At 70.9% G+C, this 18,754-nt stretch carries 15 protein-coding genes; 4 read left to right on the forward strand and 11 right to left on the reverse strand.

Annotated features, from left to right (window positions below; translation table 11 throughout):
• Positions 1 to 19: 19 nt before the first annotated feature.
• The 7 genes from mgtE to D458_RS0100340 all read right to left on the reverse strand — a co-directional run bounded on the left by mgtE (position 20) and on the right by D458_RS0100340 (position 6,460).
• Positions 20 to 1,360 carry a magnesium transporter gene (mgtE, locus tag D458_RS0100310; protein WP_017584730.1) on the reverse strand — a complete coding sequence of 447 codons (1,341 nt, stop codon included), beginning with the start codon at positions 1,358 to 1,360 and terminating at the stop codon, positions 20 to 22.
• A 274-nt stretch (positions 1,361 to 1,634) separates the two neighbouring features.
• The gene (locus D458_RS0100315; RefSeq protein ID WP_017584731.1) at positions 1,635 to 2,738 is read right to left on the reverse strand and encodes a PP2C family protein-serine/threonine phosphatase; all 1,104 of its coding nucleotides are present in this window, start codon (positions 2,736 to 2,738) and stop codon (positions 1,635 to 1,637) included.
• Positions 2,739 to 3,220: 482 nt separating this feature from the next.
• The gene (locus D458_RS0100320; RefSeq protein WP_017584732.1) at positions 3,221 to 3,688 is read right to left on the reverse strand and encodes a ribose-5-phosphate isomerase; all 468 of its coding nucleotides are present in this window, start codon (positions 3,686 to 3,688) and stop codon (positions 3,221 to 3,223) included.
• A 123-nt stretch (positions 3,689 to 3,811) separates the two neighbouring features.
• Positions 3,812 to 3,958 carry a hypothetical protein gene (locus D458_RS36870; protein WP_017584733.1) on the reverse strand — a complete coding sequence of 49 codons (147 nt, stop codon included), beginning with the start codon at positions 3,956 to 3,958 and terminating at the stop codon, positions 3,812 to 3,814.
• Positions 3,959 to 4,084: 126 nt separating this feature from the next.
• Positions 4,085 to 5,506 (reverse strand): aldehyde dehydrogenase family protein, encoded by a 1,422-nt coding sequence (locus tag D458_RS0100330; RefSeq protein WP_017584734.1) that lies wholly within the window; start codon positions 5,504 to 5,506, stop codon positions 4,085 to 4,087.
• A gap of 136 nt (positions 5,507 to 5,642) precedes the next feature.
• Complete coding sequence (locus D458_RS36875) at positions 5,643 to 5,798, reverse strand: hypothetical protein (protein ID WP_017545179.1); 156 nt, start codon at positions 5,796 to 5,798, stop codon at positions 5,643 to 5,645.
• A gap of 26 nt (positions 5,799 to 5,824) precedes the next feature.
• Complete coding sequence (locus D458_RS0100340) at positions 5,825 to 6,460, reverse strand: mycothiol-dependent nitroreductase Rv2466c family protein (RefSeq protein ID WP_017584735.1); 636 nt, start codon at positions 6,458 to 6,460, stop codon at positions 5,825 to 5,827.
• Between the two features lie 291 nt (positions 6,461 to 6,751).
• Between D458_RS0100340 and pepN the strand changes: the two genes are divergently transcribed.
• Positions 6,752 to 9,295 carry an aminopeptidase N gene (gene pepN, locus D458_RS0100345; protein WP_017584736.1) on the forward strand — a complete coding sequence of 848 codons (2,544 nt, stop codon included), beginning with the start codon at positions 6,752 to 6,754 and terminating at the stop codon, positions 9,293 to 9,295.
• A 195-nt stretch (positions 9,296 to 9,490) separates the two neighbouring features.
• On the opposite strand, the gene malQ is transcribed toward pepN, so the two are convergent.
• Entirely contained in the window at positions 9,491 to 11,524 is a 2,034-nt protein-coding gene (gene malQ / locus D458_RS0100350) for a 4-alpha-glucanotransferase (protein ID WP_017584737.1), read from the reverse strand.
• A 199-nt stretch (positions 11,525 to 11,723) separates the two neighbouring features.
• Between malQ and D458_RS0100355 the strand changes: the two genes are divergently transcribed.
• Positions 11,724 to 13,073 carry an MFS transporter gene (locus D458_RS0100355; RefSeq protein WP_017584738.1) on the forward strand — a complete coding sequence of 450 codons (1,350 nt, stop codon included), beginning with the start codon at positions 11,724 to 11,726 and terminating at the stop codon, positions 13,071 to 13,073.
• Here the strand turns inward: D458_RS0100355 and D458_RS0100360 are convergent.
• Positions 12,970 to 14,409 (reverse strand): amidase, encoded by a 1,440-nt coding sequence (locus D458_RS0100360; RefSeq protein ID WP_026118854.1) that lies wholly within the window; start codon positions 14,407 to 14,409, stop codon positions 12,970 to 12,972. The two genes, D458_RS0100355 and D458_RS0100360, sit on opposite strands and share 104 nt — an antisense overlap.
• Positions 14,410 to 14,620: 211 nt before the next feature.
• Here D458_RS0100360 and D458_RS0100365 point away from each other — a divergent pair, with 211 nt between their 5' ends.
• Both D458_RS0100365 and ilvD read left to right on the forward strand, forming a co-directional pair.
• Positions 14,621 to 15,406, forward strand: coding sequence for a nuclease-related domain-containing protein (locus D458_RS0100365; RefSeq protein WP_017584740.1), 786 nt, complete (start codon positions 14,621 to 14,623; stop codon positions 15,404 to 15,406).
• 229 nt (positions 15,407 to 15,635) lie between these two features.
• Positions 15,636 to 17,498: a dihydroxy-acid dehydratase gene (gene ilvD / locus D458_RS0100370; RefSeq protein ID WP_083936197.1), complete on the forward strand. Its 1,863-nt coding sequence runs from the start codon at positions 15,636 to 15,638 to the stop codon at positions 17,496 to 17,498.
• 24 nt (positions 17,499 to 17,522) lie between these two features.
• Here the strand turns inward: ilvD and D458_RS0100375 are convergent, their stop codons facing one another.
• Both D458_RS0100375 and D458_RS0100380 read right to left on the reverse strand, forming a co-directional pair.
• A complete protein-coding gene (locus tag D458_RS0100375; RefSeq protein WP_017584742.1) occupies positions 17,523 to 17,729 on the reverse strand; it encodes an FmdB family zinc ribbon protein in 207 nt (68 codons plus the stop codon).
• 167 nt (positions 17,730 to 17,896) lie between these two features.
• Complete coding sequence (locus D458_RS0100380; protein WP_017584743.1) at positions 17,897 to 18,397, reverse strand: HNH endonuclease; 501 nt, start codon at positions 18,395 to 18,397, stop codon at positions 17,897 to 17,899.
• Positions 18,398 to 18,754: the final 357 nt, after the last annotated feature.

The raw sequence follows: 18,754 nt of genomic DNA on the forward strand, positions 1-18,754 counted from the left end.
GCGGTGCGCCGCCGGCGGGTCACAACCCCAGCACGAGGCGGGCCACCGAGAAGTAGATGAGCAGACCGGTGGCGTCCACGAGGGTCGCGACCATCGGGGAGGAGACCACGGCCGGGTCGACTCCCACCTTGCGTGCCAACAGGGGCATCGCGGAACCGATGATCGCCGCCCAGGTACAGATGGCGATCACCGACAGGGCGACCACCGCCGCGATGTCGAACCCGACCAGCAGTGAGCCGATGGCCAGGGCTATGCCCGCGAGCATCACGCCCAGGAGCAGGCCGACCCGGCTCTCCTTCCAGATCACCGCGGGCAGGTCGCGTACCCGCACCTCACCGACGGCGAGGGCGCGCACGATCGCCGTCGCCGACTGCGCGCCGACGTTACCGCCGGTGCCGATCAGCATCGGGACGAACATCGCCAGCGCCGTGACCTCCTCCAGGGTGGCCTCGTAGACCTGCATGACGTTGACCGTCAGGGTCGCGGCGACGATGAGCAGCATCAGCCACACCGAGCGGGCGCCGACCAGGCGCAGCACCCCGACGGACACGTAGTGGTCGTCGATGGGGCTGGCACCGGACTGGCGGGCCATGTCCTCGGAGTCGGCCGCCTCGATGACCTCCAGGGCATCGTCGAAGGTGAACAGGCCGACGAACCGGTCCTCGGAGTCCACCACGGGCAGGGAGACCAGGTTGGCCTCCTGGATGAGCCGGGCGGCGTCCTCGACCGGTTCGCTGACCCCCACGCGGGGGGCGAACACGTCCACCAGGTCCTTGAGGATCCGGTCGTCGTCGCTGACCACGAGGTCGCTCAGGGTGATGGTGCCGACCAGGCGGCGGCCGTCGCTGACCACCGGCAGGGTGTAGATCGTCTCGGCGTCGGCTCCTTTGGCACGCACCACCTCCAGGGCGCGGCCGACGGTGAGGTCCCGGTGCAGGATGACGGTCTCCGGTGTCATGTACCGGCCGACCGAGTCCTCCGGGTAGCCCAGGAGCGCGGCGGTCATCTTGCGCTCGGCGGGGCTCAGTCCGGCCAGGGCCCGGGTGGCGATCTTGGCCGGGGCCTCCCCGATGAGGCGGGCCCGGTCGTCCGGGTCCATCTCCTCGAGGATGTCGTGGAAGTCGGTGCCGCGCAGTCCGAGGAGGACGGCCTGTTGCTGGCCGGGGTCGAGCTCCTCGAAGACCTCCAGCTCACGGTCCTTGTCCAGGAGCCGGAAGGGGATGATCGCGTCGCGACTGGACATACGGGCGAGTTCGTCCGCGATCTCGTGGGGCCTATGTTCGGCCAACCAGAGCCTGATCCCGGTCAGGTCGTTGTTCTCGACCAGATCTGTGAGTTCTTCAGCGCGCTCGCCGTCCATGCGAAGCACCCCCTTGCGTCTCCATCGCCCGGCGGGCACGCCCGCGGGGCCGCGAAATCTGGGAAGTCCGGTTCCTTTCAGCAGGACCGGGTCCGGCCCCTCGTCACTGGTGTGGTGGGCCGTGCGGCGTCGGCGCCCGGGGGCGGAGAGGGCGGGCACGGCGGTCCGGGGACGGGTACGAACAGCCTCGTACCGGGGTCGGGGAACATGTTGACCCTACCGTCAGGAGCGACGGGGACGGCTCATCCCCTGCCGGTGGCGGAGCCGGTCCGGGTCAGGTGCGCCAGAGCACCACGAGTGCGCAGTCGTCGTTCTTGTCCTTGCTGAGCGTGTCCACGACCTCACTCGCCCCGGTGGCGAAACCCTGGGTGACCAGCGTGTCGGCGGCACCCAGGAGGCGGTCGATCCCCGCGTCCAGGTCCTCTCCGGGGGTCTCGATGAGGCCGTCGGTGCACAGCATGATCGCGTCGCCGGGTCGGAGCTTGCCCTCGACTGAGGTGTAGGTCATCTCGGGGATGACGCCCAGGACCACGCCCTTGGCCTCCGTGGTGCTCCACACCCCGCTGCCGCTGTCGTAGTGCAGTGCGGGCGGGTGCCCGGCGGAGGCGACCTGGTACTCGCCGGTGTCGGTGTCCAGGCTCAGGTGGACGGCGGTCACGAAGCCCTCGCCGCCGCTGTTGCGCATCAGGTAGTCGTTGCAGTGGGCGAGGAAGTCGCGGGCGGGCACCGCCCCGATCAGCCCGCTGAAGGCGCCGGAGAGCATCAGGGCGCGGGTTCCGGCGTCCACGCCCTTGCCGGAGACGTCGACGACGGCGATGTCGAGCCGGTTCTCCCTGCGGATGGAGACGACGAAGTCACCGCCGAAGGAGGAGCCGCCGGCCTGGCGCAGGACCGCGGTGCGCCCCCATCCCGAGGGGACCTCGGGGAGCTTTCCCTGGTCGCGCAGGCGGTCGCGCAGATCCAACAGCATCATCTCGCCGCTCAGGCCCTGCACACCGAGGCGTTCGCGCACACCGGAGAGCAGGTAGGACAGGACCCCGGTGACCCCGATGGTGACCAGCAGTCCCGGGCCCACCTGGCCGAAGTCGAGCATGAAGGCCACGAACAGCAGGACGGCGGCGACCACCCCCAGCAGGGAGGCGAGGCTCTTGCGTTTGAGCAGCAGTCCGCCGGCCAGGACGGTGAGAATGGTGGAGCTGGGCGGGAACCAGCCGGTGGGGCCCCAGACCGCGCCCACACCGATCCCCACGGCGATGGCCACGAGGGTGATGAGGACGAGCCGATAGCGGAACAGCACCTTGCGCCGGAGCACCGCGACGATCCGCTGCACGGTGGATCGCAGCAGTCGGGTGGTCTTGGCGGTCGGTGTGGCGTTCATTGATCCTCAAGGCTGGGCACGCCCGCTCTACCCGCGGGGGTCACTCCTGGTCGTCGTGCGGCACACCGGTGCGGTCACGGTCGCGTCGGGGCCTGGTCTGGCATCGGCGGATTCGGGCGGTGTGTGGGGGCACGGCCCGGATCGTGGTGGCTGGTCCCGCCTGGGGCGGGCACCGCTGTATCGAGGACAACGCTGTGTCGCGGACGACAACCGCCCGCCGCTGTGCACGAACTGTAGCGCTTGCGATGCGGACGTGGCACGTACTACCAGCGACGTTCCACCCCATAACCCCGGGTTTGGGTTCCGCCTAAACCCGCGTGCGCGGGGGCGGACTCACGCACCCGACCAGAGTCCCACACAGCTCCCGGGCGGGGCCAGGGCCCTCGGTCCCGGTTCGGGCTCCGCACACGCGAACGCCCCCGCGCGCCGGGCGCGCGGGGGCGAGGGCTCGGTCCCGTCCCGGGACAGGGGCACGGGCGGGGTTACGGAAGCGGGGGGAGCTCGCCGGTCTGCTCGTAGTCGCTGAGCATGGCGATGCGGCGGGTGTGCCGCTCCTCGTCGCTGTACGGGGTGGCGAGGAAGAGCTCGACGAACCGGGTGGCCTCCTCCAGGGAGTGCATCCGACCGCCGATGCCGAGCACGTTGGCGTCATTGTGCTGACGCGCCAGCTTGGCGGTGTCCTCGCTCCAGGCCAGGGCGGCACGGACACCCTTGACCTTGTTGGCCGCGATCTGCTCTCCGTTGCCGGAGCCGCCGACCACGATCCCCAGGGACCCCGGGTCCTTGGCGACGCCCTCGGCGGCGCGCAGGACGAAGGGAGGGTAGTCGTCGACCGCGTCGTAGACGGCCGGACCGGCGTCGACGACCTCGTGGCCGTTGTCCTTCAGCCAGGAGACGAGGTGTTCTTTGAGCTCGAAGCCCGCATGATCTGATCCAAGGTAAACACGCACGTCACCAGTGTGACAGCTCCCGGACACGGACGACGCCGCGCCCCGCCCGGTCCGTGGACCGGGCGGGGCGCGGCGTTCGTCGTGTGGGTCAGGGCGTGTTCGCGGAAGACGCCCTCGGACCGGTCAGGCGCCGGCCGCGGCTGCTGCGACGCTCAGACCGAGGGCAGCGAAGCCGGCCATCGAGAGGATCGCGACCAGGTTGTACACGAGGATCGACTTCAGGTCCTTACTGAGGGGACCTGCCTTGGAGACCGCGGGCTTGTTGCTCAACACACACCTCGATTGGGTTCGACCAGGGGATGACCAGTCGGAATTTTTCCATACCCCACAACGCGCGCGTCACCGGGTCCGATTCCGCAGGAGCGGGTCAGGAGGTGGTGACACCGAGCACAGCGGTCACATCTGCACGGCCTTGACCTCGCAGAACTCCTCCAGGCCGGGCAGTCCCCACTCTCGTCCGTTGCCGGAGCGCTTGTAGCCGCCGAAGGGCGCGCGGGGGTTCAGGGCACCGCCGTTGAGCTCGACCTGTCCGGCCCGCAGGCGTCGGGCGACGGCCAGCCCCTCGTCGGGGTCGCCCGACCAGACGGCCGCGTTGAGCCCGTAGACGGTGTCGTTGGCGATCTCCACCGCTTCCTCGACCGAGTCGTAGGCGATGAGCGCGAGCACCGGGCCGAAGATCTCCTCCTGGGCGATGCGCATGTCGTTGCGCACGTCGGCGAAGACGGTCGGGCGGACGAAGAAGCCGCTGTCTCGCCCCTCGACCGGCTCGGACCCGCCGGTGACCAGACGGGCGCCCTCCGACACTCCCAGGTCGACGTAGGAGCGGACCTTGTCGAGCTGGGCGGCGGAGACGAGCGGGCCCATCCGGGTGCCCTCGTCCGCGGGGTCCCCCGGGACGTACTTGGCGGCGGCGGCCCCGGCCAGCTCCACGGCCTCCTCGTAGGAGTCGCGGTGCACCAGCATGCGGGTGAGCGCGTTGCAGCTCTGGCCGGTGTTGCGCATGACGTCGGCGACGCCGCGCTTGACCGCCTTGGTGAGGTCGGCGCCGGGCAGGATGACGTTCGGTGACTTGCCGCCCAGCTCCAGGGCGACCTTCTTGACCGTCTCGGCCGCGACCTGGGACACCCGGGTCCCGGCGCGGGTGGAGCCGGTGAAGGAGACCATGTCGACCTTCGGGTGGGCGGCGATCGCCTCACCCACCACCGGGCCGGTGCCGGAGACCAGGTTGAACACGCCTGCGGGCAGCCCCGCCTCGTCGAACACCTCGGCGAGCGCGTAGGCGCTCAGCGGCGCGACCTCGCTCGGTTTGAGGACCACGGTGTTGCCCGCGAGCAGGGCGGGGACGACCTTGAGGACGATCTGGTGCAGCGGGTAGTTCCACGGGGTGATCGCGCCGACCACGCCGATGGGTTCGTGCACGACGAGGGAGGTGCCGACCTTCTCCCCGGTGAAGTAGCGCTCCCCGTGCTCCTCCACCAGGTCGATGTAGGTCCGGAACATGAGTGAGGGCAGCCCGGCCTGCACCTTGGCCGCGAAGGTGGCGGGGGCGCCCATGTCGGCGGTCAGGACCGCGGCGATGTCGCCGAGCCGGGCGTTGAACAGCTCCAGGGCCTTGGTCAGGTGGGTGACGCGCTGCCCGGGGGTGAGCGCGGACCAGGCCGGGAAGGCGGCGGCCGCGGCGTCGACCGCGGCGTCGACGTCGGCGGTGGCGCCCGCCGGAACGGTGTCGATGACCTGCTCGGTCGCCGGGTTGACCACGTCAAGGGCCTCGTCGGAGGCCGAGTCGCACCAGGCGCCGTTGATGTAGAGGGATCGCATGGACCCCACTTTCGCAGAACACGATTCTGGTTGGCCAGGGCGGGGACACCCTGGGGACGCCGCAGGGGCGGGCACCCGTGGTTCCACGGATACCCGCCCCGGCCGACGTCGGCGCCGGGTCGGCTCCGGCGCGGGGTCAGCCCCAGTGCGGGGGGCGGTCGGCGATCAGGCGTGCCGTGGAGTCCTCGTCGCTGTCGCCCCATCCCTCGGAGCGTTCGTCGCTCGTGGTGTCGGGGAGCAGGTCGAGGTCGTCGAGGAAGGTGGCGCGGCGGTCGTCGTCAGGCCCTGGCATGGGTCCCTCCCGGGTACGTCGGTGGATCAGTCGAAAACGGGGCCGCGCGTGCGGGTGCGCTTGAGCTCGAAGAAGCCGTCGGTTCCGGCGACCAGGCGCACACCGTCCCACAGCCTCCCGGCGTCCTCGCCGCGCGGGACGGGCGTGATGACCGGGCCGAAGAACGAGACGCCCTCCACCTGGACGACGGGGGTGCCGACGTCCTCGCCCACCAGCTTCATCGCCTCGGCGTGGGAGGCGCGCAGGGCCTCATCGTATTCGGTGGAGTCGCCGGCGTCGGCCAGGTCGGCGGGCAGGCCCGCGTCGGCCAGCGCCGCGCGGATCGTGTCCGTGGTCCGCGGCTCGGCGTTGTTGTGGAAGTGGGTGCCCAGGGCGGTGTAGAGGCCGCCGAGGACCTCGGCGCCGAAACGCTGTTCGGCGGCGATGCACACGCGGACCGCCTGCCAGGAGCGGTCGATGGACTCCTTGTAGTCCTCGGGCAGGTCGCGGCCCTCGTTGAGCACGCCCAGGCTCATCACACGCCAGCGAACGCTCACCGCCCGGACCTTCTCCACCTCCAGCAGCCAGCGGGAGGTGATCCACGCCCACGGGCAGGACGGGTCGAACCACATGTCCGCGTGGAGGGTCTCCTGCCCGTCCGGCTGTGCGGGGGTCTGAGTCATCGTTGCTCCTCGTCTGGGGCGGTCGAAGTCTGATACGGGCCGAATCCGGGGCGGAGCACGGGCCGAGGCGCGCCGGACGGAACCGGTCGGGGCCGACGAACGGGCCACCGAACCCCGTCCCGTAGGTCGTCAACCACGGAGATCGGTTGCACATTCCGCACCCGCGCGTGGCAGGATCGATCCGTATACAACGACCTCCGGCCCGACGGCGCCCACCCCTGGCGGCGGGCCCGCCGTGGTCGACAGACGATTTCCGGCCGGCGACGACGGCGGCCGTGAAGGGAGCGTGGCGTGGCAGGGAACCTGACACGGGACGAGGCCAAGGAGCGGGCGCGGATTCTCAGCGTCGACTCCTACGCCGTGGAGCTGGACCTGACCACCGGTGACGAGACCTTCCGGTCCACCACCGCGGTGCGGTTCTCCAGCACGGAGCCGGGTGCGCGGACCTTCGTCGACCTGGCCGCCCCGAGTGTCCGGAGCGCCGTGCTCAACGGGCGCGAGCTGGACGTGGCGGAGCTGTTCGACGGGGAACGGCTCGTCCTTCCGGACCTGGCCGCCGAGAACGAGCTGACGGTGGTCGCCGACGCCGCCTACATGCGCACCGGTGAGGGCCTGCACCGGTTCGTGGACCCGGTGGACGGGTCGGTCTACCTCTACAGCCAGTTCGAGACGGCCGACGCGCACCGCATGTTCACGTGCTTCGACCAGCCCGACCTGAAGGCCGCGTTCGAGCTGACCGTGTTCGCGCCCCCGTCCTGGGAGGTCGTGTCCAACAGCGCCCCGGACACGGAGCGCGAGGCGGCGGGCGAGGATCGGGTGCGCTGGCACTTCCCCGCCACCCAGGTGATGTCCACCTACATCACCGCCCTGATCGCCGGGCCGTACCACGTGGTCCGCGACGAGCACGACGGCATCCCGCTGGGCCTGTACTGCCGCGCCTCGCTCGCCGAGCACCTGGACTCCGACGCGCTGTTCGAGGTCACCAAGCAGGGCTTCGACTTCTTCCACGGCCTGTTCGACCTGCGCTACCCGTTCGGCAAGTACGACCAGCTGTTCGTGCCCGAGTTCAACGCGGGCGCCATGGAGAACGCCGGCGCGGTGACGTTCCTGGAGGACTACGTCTTCCGCTCCCGCGTCACCGACGCCCGCTACGAGCGCCGCGCCGAGACCATCCTCCACGAGATGGCGCACATGTGGTTCGGCGACCTGGTCACCATGCGCTGGTGGGACGACCTGTGGCTGAACGAGTCGTTCGCGACCTACGCCAGCGTGTACTGCCAGGTCAACGCCACCAAGTGGTCCGACGCCTGGACGACCTTCGCCAACGTGGAGAAGGCCTGGGCGCTGCGCCAGGACCAGCTGCCCTCCACGCACCCGATCGCCGCCGACATGGTCGACATCCAGGCGGTGGAGGTCAACTTCGACGGCATCACCTACGCCAAGGGCGCCTCGGTGCTCAAGCAGCTGGCCGCGTACGTGGGTGTGGACGCGTTCTTCGCGGGCGTGCGCGCCTACTTCAAGGAGAACGCCTTCGGGAACACCGAGCTGAAGGACCTCCTCAAGCACCTGGAGGCCGCCTCCGGCCGTGACCTGTCGGGCTGGTCGCGGGAGTGGCTGGAGACCACGGGCGTCAACACCATGCGCCCGGAGTTCGAGGTGGACGCGAACGGGGACTTCACCTCCTTCGCGGTCCTCCAGGAGGCCGACCCCGAGCACCCGACGCTGCGCTCGCACCGTCTGGCCGTGGGCCTGTACGACCGCACCGAGGACGGCATCGTGCGCCGCGAGCGCGTGGAACTGGACGTCAGCGGCGCGCGCACCGAGGTCGCCGAGCTGGTGGGCAAGGCCCAGCCGGACCTGGTGCTCATCAACGACGACGACCTCACCTTCACCAAGATCCGCCTGGACGAGCGCTCCCTGCGCACCGTGGTGGAGGGAGCCGGTGAGATCCGCGAGTCGCTGCCGCGCGCGCTGGCCTTCAGCGCCGCCTGGGACATGACCCGCGACGGTGAGATGGCCGCCCGGGACTACGTCGCCCTGGTGATCTCCGGGATCAGCGGCGTCGACGACGTCACGGTCGCCCAGACCCTGCTCAGCCAGGCCTCGGGCGCGCTCTTCAACTACGCCGACCCGGCCTGGCGCCCGGTCGGCTTCGAGCTGCTGGCCGACCGCCTGAGCGAGCTGCTCTCCACCGCCGAGCCCGGCAGCGACCTCCAGCTGGCCTACGTCAACGCCCTGGCCGGCGCCGCCGTGAGCGACGCCCACCTGTCGCTGCTGCGCGGCCTGCTGGACGGCGCGATCACCGTGGACGGCCTGCAGGTCGACACCGACCTGCGCTGGACCCTGCTGCGCCGCCTGGTCGCCGCGGGCGCGGCGGGCGAGGCGGAGATCGCCGCCGAGCTGGAGGCCGACCCGACCGCGACCGGTCAGCGCAACGCCGCCGGCGCCCGGGCCGCGGTCCCCACGGCCGAGGCCAAGGAGACCGCCTGGGAGCGGATCGTCGGCGGCGACCTCGCCAACGCCGAGTTCCGTGCCACCCTGCTGGGCTTCACCGAGCCCCGTCAGGCGGAGCTGTACCGCCCCTACATGGAGCGGTACTTCGCCCAGCTCGCCCCGGCCTGGGACAAGTGGACCGGCGAGTTCGCGCAGACCTTCGCCGAGGTCGTCTACCCCAGCCAGCTGGTGGAGGAGGCGACCCTGGAGCGCACCGACGCCTACATCGCCGAGAACTCCCCGCCTCCGGCGCTGTACCGCCTGCTGATCGAGGGCCGGGCCGGGGTGGAGCGCGCCCTGCACGCCCGCGCCAAGGACATCGCCGCCGGTCAGAACGGCTGACGCGATGCGCTTGAGCTGGCAGGGAACGGACGGCTGAGCGGCTGAGGAGCCGCACACGGCCGGACCACCGGCCGTGTGCGGTCCGACGGCCCCGGGGCGGATTCGCCCGGGGCGTCGGACCGCGCCGTCCCCTGTGGACCGCGGGCCGATCCGGCTCCCGGTCGCAGGCACCGCCCGGGCGCCGGCCGACTCCGGCTACGTGTTCCGGCTCTGGGTTCCCAGCGGCCCCAGGGTGCGGCGGATCCGGGCGACCATCCTCGGGTCGGCCAACAGCTCGTCCACCAGAACCGGCTCACCCTCGCTGCTGGTGAGCGGGATCCGCCAGTTCGGGTACTCGGTGCTGGTGCCCGGCTGGTTCTGCATGCGCCGCTCCCCCACCACGTCGGTGAGGGCCACTCCCAGCATCCGGGCCGGGGTGGCCGCCAGGTAGGCGTGCATCGCGGCGACCACGGAGGCCGGGTCGCCCACCGGGTCTGCGTCCTCCTCCAGCAGCCCCAGATAGACCAGCAGCGCGCACCACTGGGCCACCCGGGCCTCGGAGTCGGCCAGCTCCTCCGCCACCGGGCGGTTGAGCAGGCCCAGCCGGTCGCGCAGTTCGACGTGCTCGGCGGACAGGTAGGAGGCGACCGGCGGCAGGTCGTGCGTGGCGACGGTGGCCAGGCAGTCCCGGCGCCACCGGTCGGGGGTGAGCGGTTCACCCTCCGAGTCGTTCTCGAACCACAGCACGGACGTGCCGAAGATCCCCCGGTCGGCGAGGTGGTCGCGCACCCACGGTTCGACGGTCCCCAGGTCCTCGCCGACGACCACGGCGTCGGCGCGGTGGGCCGCCAGGGCCAGGGTGCCCACCATGCCCTCGTGGTCGAAGCGCAGGTAGGTGCCCTGGTCCGCGGAGGCGCCCTCGGGCACGCACCACAACCGGAACATGCCCATGACGTGGTCCATCCGCAGGCCGCCCGCGTGGCGCAGGCTCTGGGAGAGGATCTGGTGGAGCGGCCCGTAGCCGAGCTGGGCCAGCCGGGTCGGGTTCCAGGGCGGCTGGCCCCAGTCCTGCCCCAGCTGGTTGAACTCGTCCGGCGGAGCGCCCACGTGCAGGCCCGGCACGAGTGCGTCGCCGTACATCCACGCGTCCGCTCCCCCGGCCTGCACGCCGATCGCGAGATCGTGCACGATGCCGACGCCCATACCGCTGTTGAGGGCGCTGTGCTGGGCCTGGGCGAGCTGTTCGTCGAGGATCCACTGGAGCCAGCGGTGGAACTCCACGCGGGGCCACAGGTTCAACGCCTCCTTGCCCACCGCGAGCGCGCCGACGTCGCGCAGGTGCGCGGGCCAGGTGCGGAAGTCGGAACCGTGTGTCTCCGCCAGCGCCGACCAGGTCGCGAACTCGACCAGGGGCTGGCCCTCGCTCTCCAGGTAGTGGCGGAGCGCCTCCTCCCGGCCCGGGGCCCGGGGCACCTGGAAGAGGATCTCCAGGGCGGTGCGCTTGGCGTCCCAGACGGCGTCCCGGTCGAGGAGGTCGGCGGTTCGGCCGCGTTCGCGCAGCGGCCGCGCCAGGCGCTGGACGCCCTCGCGCTGGGCGGGGTCGAGCCGCGCGTACTCGGGCACGTCCTCCACCCGGATGTAGAGCGGGCTCGCGTAGCGGCGGCTGACCGGCAGGTACGGCGAGGGTTCGACGGGTGTGACGGGTTCGGTGGCGTGCACCGGGTTGATCAGCGTGAAGTCGGCGCCGAGGTCGCGGGCGCTCCAGTCGGCGAGCTCGGAGAGGTCGCGCAGGTCGCCCGTGCCCCAGGAGGCCCGTGAGCGCACGCTGTAGATCTGCGCCATCAACCCCCACAGGCGGCGGTTCTCCCGCAGCGCGGTGGGTTCGATCCGATCCGGGACCACCAGGAGCGGGGCGTCGTGTTCGGTCCCGTTGTCGGTCACCCTCAGGGTGTGCACGCCCAGGGGGAGGCCGGGGTCGAACGGCAGCAGCGCGCCGTCGGCGGTCTCCACGGTGCTGCGGGTGCCTCCGGGCAGCACCAGGTCCGGCGCCTTGCCCTCTCTGACCACCACGGCGGGCGGCAAGAGGCCCTCCCCCGGTCCCCGGCCCGGGTTCTTCGGGTCCACTCCCAGAGCGGACAGGACATGGCGGATCGTGTCAGGGCTGACGGGCACCTGTCGTCCCCGCCAGTCCTCGTATGTGGTCGCGACCCCGTACTGCTCGGCCACCTGAGCCAGCTGAACGTCCCTCACAGAAACCGATCATGCCCCACGGGAACGCGCGTACACCGGAGGACGGCCCGGCGTGGGGTAAGAAGATGGCTCGGTACCCCCTCCTTGGAACCTCTCTCACCTCTTCTTTCCCACGACTTTTCCGTCTCCCCACGTGCCCCGACCGCACAGTCCGGTAATCCCTTCGCGGAGAACCTGCGCGGACTGCATAATCAGTGGCGTGCTCGCGAACTACCGTCGGCTCTTCGCCGTTCCCCACGTCCTGTCCCTGTTGACCTGGTCCCTCGCGGCCCGGTTCTACACCCCGGGGCTGATGATCGCGGTCACCTTCCTCGTCCAGGGGTGGACGGGCTCCTACACCCTGGCGGGCCTGGTCGCGGGCGCCTTCACTCTGGGCATGGCGATGGTCGGCCCGTTGCGCGGACGGATGGCCGACCGGGGCAACAGCGACCGGCTGGTACTGGTGTGCGGCGCGGTGTTCACCATCGGCCTGACGACCCTGGCTCTGCTGCCCGCCTCCCTGTGGTGGCTGTCGATCCCGCTGGCCCTGGGCACCGGGCTCTTCGGCACTCCGGCCAACCAGATCGTGCGCGCGCTGTGGCCGCGGCTGACCACGGGTGCGGAGCGGCAGGCCATCTACGCGGCGGAGGCCACCACCCAGGAACTGCTGTTCGTCTTCTCGCCGATCCTCACCGCCGGTGTCGTGGCGCTGGCGGGACCGCGCTGGGCCCTGTTGCTCCTGGGGGTTCTGGGGCTGATGGGTGCGGTGGGGTTCGCGCTGTCCCTGCGCCGCGCGGGAGTGACCGGCCCGGCCGAGACCGAATCGGCCTCCGCCCGCTCCGGGGAGGCCGGGGGCAGGAGTTCCGAACCCTCCTCCCGGCCCGGCCGCAGCCTGCTGTTCCACCCGGCGCTGTGCCTGCTCTTCGTGATGTGCATGGCGATCGTCTCCGGCGTGGTCGGCATGGACCTGGTGATCGTCGCCTGGGCCAACGAGCTGAACTCACCCCAGTACGTGATGGTGCTGGCCTCGGTCTGGGCGCTGGGCTCCCTGGTGGGGGGCGCGGTCGCCGGTGCGCTGAAGGGCGCCCCGAGGCTGTCCCTGCGGGCCTTCGGCGCCGCGGCGGGCATCGCGGTACTGATCCCGTTCCTGCCCCCGGTCAACCACCTGCCCACCCCGCTGCTGATCACCCCGCTGCTCTTCGTGTCGGGGCTGGCACTGGCGCCCACCCTCGCCGCGGTGATGGGCCGTCTGGGCGACGCCGCCCCCGCCCACCGCAGGGCGGAGGCGTTCGGTTGGATGGCCACGGCCATGAGCACGGGCGCGGCGGTGGCCGGGCCGCTGACCGGAGCACTGGTGGACACCCAAGGGATCGCCGGCGGTGCGCTGGGCGCGACCGTCCTCGTCCTGGTGGCAGCGGTGCTGAGCCTGTTCCTGCCCGGATCCGTCGCCGCCACCACCGCTCCGGTCAGTCCGCCCAGCCTTCGGGAACCCGGTGCGCCCACGGCCGGGCCTGCTCCAGCTGGGCCGACAGGGACAGCAGGGTCCCCTCGTCCCCCGGCTGACCGGTGAGCATCGAGCCGATCGGAAGGCCGCTCCGCGACCAGTACAGCGGAACGCTCACCGAGGGCTGCCCGGACACGTTGTAGAGCGAGGTGAAGGGGGTGAACTCGGTCATGAGCCGGAACTCCTCCTCCGGGCCACCCGAGTTGAAGTGCCCGATCGGGGCCGCGGGCTGGGCCAGGGTGGGGCTCAGCACGGCGTCGAAGCGGGCCGTGGCCGCCAGCATGGCGCGGGTCCCGCGCTGGAGTCGGGCACTGGCCGCGACGTAGACGGGGACCGGCGTGGCGCGGGCCCGTTCGCGCAGCCACCGGTAGATCGGCGTCAGCTCGCCCTCTCGGGCCGGGTCGACGGGCGTGGCCGAGGCGACGGCCGCCCACAGGTGCTGGAAGTCCTCGGCGAAGGTGCCGCCGAAAGCGGTGTCGACGGGGTTCTCGATCTCCTCGACCTCGTGCCCCAGGTCCAGGAGCAGCTGGGTGGCCTCCTCGTGGGCGGCGAGCACGTCGGGGTGAACGGGGATGCCGGTGGAGCCGGTGTCGGCGTAGCGGCCGATACGCAGCCTCCCGGGTTCACGGAGGACGTGGTCGGCGAAGGTCCGGCCGGACGGCAGGGGCGGGGCGGTGTAGAGGTCGCCCGGCAGGTTGACCGCCATGGCGTCCAGCATCAGGGCGGCGTCCAGGACCGAGCGGGTGATCGGGCCCGCCGTGGACAGGCCGTTGAGGTCGGCCCGGTCGGGGCCGCCGGAGATCCGGCCCCGGGTGGGTTTGAGGCCGAACAGTCCGCAGACGCCGGCGGGGATGCGGATGGATCCGCCGCCGTCGCTGGCCTGGGCCACGGGTGCGAGACCGGCGGCCACCGCGGCGGCGGCTCCCCCGCTGGAGCCGCCCGGGGAGCGCGTGGTGTCCCACGGGTTGCGGCTGGGCGGTGCGATGTCGTTCTCGGTGTAACAGGTCGCCCCGAACTCGGGGGTGTTGGTCTTGCCGAGAAAGACCGCTCCCGCGTCGCGCAGTTGGGCGACCACGGCGGAGTCCGCGGGGGCGACGAGGTCGGAGTGGACGCGTGAGCCGAAGGTGAGCCGGACCCCGGCGAGGGCGTCCAGGTCCTTGACGGGCAGGGGGACGCCGAGGAGGGGAGGGAGTTCGTCCGGCGTGTCGCTCATAACGCTTTTTTGCGCGTTTCGGGCCTGTTCTAGGGCGTTTTCTTCTGTGACCGTAATGTAGGCACCGTAACGTTCGTCGATCCTCCGAATTCGCTCGAGATAGTGCTCAGTGATCTCAACAGGTGACAGTTCACGACTGCGGACCAACGTTGCGAGGCGGTGCGCGGGGAGTTCATGGATCCGGGTCATGCCACCCGAGGTTAACCGGGTAGGTCAGCGGGCACCACGGCGGTGAGGCGGACCCTCTCTAGAGAGACGACGAAAAGTCAATCCTTCCCCGTTCCGGCACTCCGAACACGTATGGACGCCGGAGCACAAGGGAAGAAAAGTGTGAGAAGTAATGCACTAGGACTCAGATATGGATGGAACTAACCTGTCCGTCGTGGAATCGGCAACCAGAGTGAACGGTCGTAGCCCATCGTCCGACGGGTCGCAGCCCGAACGACCCGAAACCCTTTTCTTCCCCAACCAGCGCAAGGACCCCGGCGCGTCCGGCACCAAGGCCCTCTACGGGGCCCTGAAGTCCAACGAGGCCGCGCGCAGGTGGACCGTCCGCAGTGTCGCGTCGGCGCTCGCCGCGGGGGCCTTCGGCATGGTCACCGGGGACTGGAGGATCGGCGTCAGCTTCGGACTCATCGCCCTTGTCTCGGTGATGGTGTGGAGCGCCCGGCGCGAATCGGAGATCCCCCGCTGGCGCAAGCCCTCGGCCGCACAGCGCCGCACCGAGGCCCAGCTCAAGCTCATGAAGCAGCTCGGTTACCGCGTGCTTCACGCACGCGCCGTGCCCGGCGGCAACGGCCAGATCGACCACTTCATCGTGGGTCGGCGCGGCGCGTTCGCCATCGACTCCGAGTCCTGGGACAAGCGTCTCCCGCTGCGCAACAAGCTGGAGAAGCTGTACCACGGCCGGTTCAGCAAGAACGAGCGGATCGACGAGGCCCTGGAGGAGGCCAAGCGAGCGGAGGAGCTCATCAGCAAGGAGCTCGGCCGCGACATCTCGGTACGCGCCTCCCTGGCCATCTACGGTCCGGGCATGCCCTGGGACAGCCACCGGCTGCGGGGCGTGGACATCATCACCGGAACCAAGGTCCGCAAGTGGCTGCGCAGCGGGCGCGACCGCCTGAGCGAGACCGAGATCGAGGAGATCTACCGGGCCGCGAAGAAGGCCCTGCCGCCCCGCTACTGACCCCCGCCCCCTGTCGCGCCTCGGCCCGGAACCCGCCACACCGTCGTGGCCTCCGGGCCTCACGCGTGTTCGGCAGGACTCCGGGCAGGCTCCACCGGGGCCGAGGTGAGCACTCCAACCTGGGGCCATCTCAACATTTGGGACCACAGTCTTCCGGGGCGAGACCGAAGCTGCTCCTCAGGGGGACTACCATCGAGGGGAAACACCCGTAACGATGGGAGTCCACCCCATGCCCGCCCTACGCTCACGCACGGTCACCCACGGCAGGAACATGGCAGGCGCGCGCGCCCTGATGCGCGCCACCGGCGTGGAGCGCGAGGACTTCGGCAAGCCCATCGTGGCCGTGGCCAACAGCTTCACCGAGTTCGTGCCCGGACACGTGCACCTGCGCGAGGTCGCCGAGGTCGTCGCGAACGCCATCCGCCAGGCCGGCGGCGTCCCCCGCGAGTTCAACTCCATCGCCGTCGACGACGGCATCGCGATGGGCCACGGAGGCATGCTCTACTCGCTGCCCAGCCGTGAACTCATCGCGGACTCGCTCGAGTACATGGTCAACGCCCACTGCGCCGACGCCCTGGTGTGCGTTTCCAACTGCGACAAGATCACCCCGGGCATGCTGCTCGCGGCGATGCGCCTCAACATCCCCACCGTGTTCGTCTCCGGCGGCCCCATGGAGGCCGGGAAGGTCACGGTGGTCGAAGGCACCGCCGTCACGGTCCGCAAACTGGACCTGATCAACCCCATGATCGCCGCGGCCGACGAGAGCGTCTCCCAGGCCGAACTGGACGAGATGGAGGAGAACGCCTGCCCGACCTGCGGTTCCTGCTCGGGCATGTTCACCGCCAACTCGATGAACTGCCTCACCGAGGCCCTGGGGCTGGCCCTGCCCGGCAACGGCACGGTCCTGGCCACCCACACCGCCCGCAAGGCCCTCTACGAGGACGCCGGGCGCCTGGTCGTGGAGGCCGCCAAGCGCTACTACCAGGACGACGACTCCTCGGTGCTGCCGCTGTCCATCGCCACCCCGGCCGCCTTCGGCAACGCCATGGCCCTGGACGTGGCCATGGGCGGTTCCACCAACACGATCCTGCACCTGCTGGCCACCGCCACAGAGGCCGGTGTGGACTTCGGTCTGCCCGAGATCGACGCGGTCTCCCGCCGCGTCCCCTGCCTGTGCAAGGTCGCGCCGAACACCGAGAAGTACCACATCGAGGACGTGCACCGGGCGGGCGGCATCCCCGCCATCCTGGGCGAACTGGCCCGCGGCGGCCTGCTCGACACCTCACTGCCGACCGTGCACGGCAAGACCGTCGGCGAGTTCATCAGTGAGTGGGACATCGCCTCGGACACGGTCCTGCCCGAGGCCGTGGAGCTCTTCCACGCGGCCCCCGGCGGTGTGCGCACCACCAAGGCCTACTCCCAGAGCGTCCGCTGGGAGACGCTGGACGAGGACCGCGAGAACGGCTGCATCCGCTCGGTCGAGCACGCCTACACCAAGGACGGCGGCCTGGCCGTCCTGTTCGGCAACCTCGCCCCGGACGGCGCGATCGTCAAGACCGCCGGCGTGGAGGAGGAGCTGTGGACCTTCTCCGGGCCCGCCAAGGTCTTCGAGTCGCAGGACGACGCCGTGGACGGCATCCTCAACAAGCAGATCGAACCCGGTGACGTGGTCGTCATCCGCTACGAGGGCCCCAAGGGCGGCCCGGGCATGCAGGAGATGCTGTACCCGACGAGCTTCCTCAAGGGTCGCGGCCTGGGCAAGGCCTGTGCGCTGATCACCGACGGCCGTTTCTCCGGCGGCACCTCGGGACTGTCCATCGGCCACGCCTCCCCCGAGGCGGCCGCGGGCGGCGACATCGCCCTGGTCGAGGACGGCGACACCATCAGCATCGACATCCCGAACCGGGGCATCGTGCTGGAGGTCGCCGAAGAGGAGCTGAACACCCGCCGTGAGCGCCTGCTCAAGGAGCTCGGCCGGTTCCAGCCGCGTGACCGCCAGCGCCCGGTGACCGCCGCGCTGCGCGCCTACGCGGCGATGGCCACCTCGGCCTCGACCGGCGCGGCGCGCGACGTCAGCCAGATCGAGAAGTAGGGCCCGGCCCCGGGGTTCCGGGGCCTAGCCGCAGCAGCCGCCCCCGCAGCAGCCTCCGCCACCGGAGGGCGCGGGGGCGGCGGCGCGTCCGCCCACCGCCACGGTGGACAGCAGTCGGACGGTGTCGTCGTGCCCCTGCGGGCAGTCGGCGGGGGCGTCGGACTCCGCCATGGGACGGGAGAGCTCGAAGGTGTCGCCGCACTCACGGCAGCGGAAGTCGTATCTGGGCATGCCCCCACATTAGGCCAACGCGGAGGGACCGCCACGGACGGGCCGCCGTCCGGGCCCGCCCGGGCCCCGGGCACGGGGACGCCCCCGGTGAGCCGAGGAGGGGTTCGGCTCGCCCGGGGGCGTTGTCTGGGCCGGGTGGGACGCCCGGGTACCGGCCCTTGCTGCCGCTACGCGGCCAGGTGCGCCATGTACGGCTCCCACTGGGGGTCGCCGTGCAGGTCACCGTTGATCAACCGCCAGTGGGGGCCCTTGGGCACCTTGGGGGTGATGTGCAGTTCCCAGCCGATCTCGTCCAGGAATTTGTCCGCCTTCCGGTGGTTGCACGGCTTGCACGCCGCGACCACGTTCTCCCACACGTGGGCACCACCGCGGCTGCGCGGGACGACGTGGTCGATCGTCTCGGCCTTCTTCCCGCAGTAACCGCAGGTGTGCCTGTCCCGCCGCATGAGCGCCACCCGGGTGAGGGGCACCCTTCTGCTGTACGGGACACTGATGTAGCGCCTGAGCCTGATCACCGACGGCACGTCGTAGGAACGTGTCGCCGAGTGCAGCACCGCCCCTGCGCCGTCGTCGTGAACGACCTCCGCCTTTTCCCGCAGCACGAGCAGAATTGCTCTGCGCAGGGGCAGTGTCGTGAGCGGTTCAAAGCTGGCGTTGAGCAGCAGCACGTGCCGGCGGGCGGTTCCTGGACCGCCCTCCTTGCTGCGCCGGGCGCTCATCGCGTCGCCCCGGCGGCTGGGTTCGACCGCCGTGTCTCTTCCCCGGCCAGCCGTTCGGCCAGCCAGGAAACCTCCCTGTGCACCGATCCGCGGATCGGTGTCTCCGTACGCTTTGCCACACGGACCTCCCGGTGGTTCCCGCCGAGTTGCGTCCCGCATTCAGTTTGCTCGTTCGGACCGCTCCGGCGCCACCCCAATTTGCGTCGGGCTGCCCAGAAAACGCGCGTTCTCGCTTTCTGGAACCCATTCTGTGCCTGACAAACCCCGATTCACGTTCCCGCCGCGCCGAACACACACAGTGAGATA

Origin of the sequence: Nocardiopsis ganjiahuensis DSM 45031, from assembly GCF_000341085.1 — a bacterium.
Classification (GTDB): Bacteria; Actinomycetota; Actinomycetes; order Streptosporangiales; family Streptosporangiaceae; genus Nocardiopsis; species Nocardiopsis ganjiahuensis.

Excerpts from the sequence above, each read along its gene's own strand:
- mgtE (WP_017584730.1), bottom strand. The coding sequence starts at position 1,360 with ATGGACGGCGAGCGCGCTGAAGAACTCACAGATCTGGTCGAGAACAAC.
- D458_RS0100315 (WP_017584731.1), bottom strand. The coding sequence starts at position 2,738 with ATGAACGCCACACCGACCGCCAAGACCACCCGACTGCTGCGATCCACC.
- D458_RS0100330 (WP_017584734.1), bottom strand. The coding sequence starts at position 5,506 with ATGCGATCCCTCTACATCAACGGCGCCTGGTGCGACTCGGCCTCCGAC.
- D458_RS36875 (WP_017545179.1), bottom strand. The coding sequence starts at position 5,798 with ATGCCAGGGCCTGACGACGACCGCCGCGCCACCTTCCTCGACGACCTC.
- D458_RS0100340 (WP_017584735.1), bottom strand. The coding sequence starts at position 6,460 with ATGACTCAGACCCCCGCACAGCCGGACGGGCAGGAGACCCTCCACGCG.
- D458_RS0100360 (WP_026118854.1), bottom strand. The coding sequence starts at position 14,409 with ATGACCCGGATCCATGAACTCCCCGCGCACCGCCTCGCAACGTTGGTC.
- ilvD (WP_083936197.1), top strand. The coding sequence starts at position 15,636 with ATGCCCGCCCTACGCTCACGCACGGTCACCCACGGCAGGAACATGGCA.
- D458_RS0100375 (WP_017584742.1), bottom strand. The coding sequence starts at position 17,729 with ATGCCCAGATACGACTTCCGCTGCCGTGAGTGCGGCGACACCTTCGAG.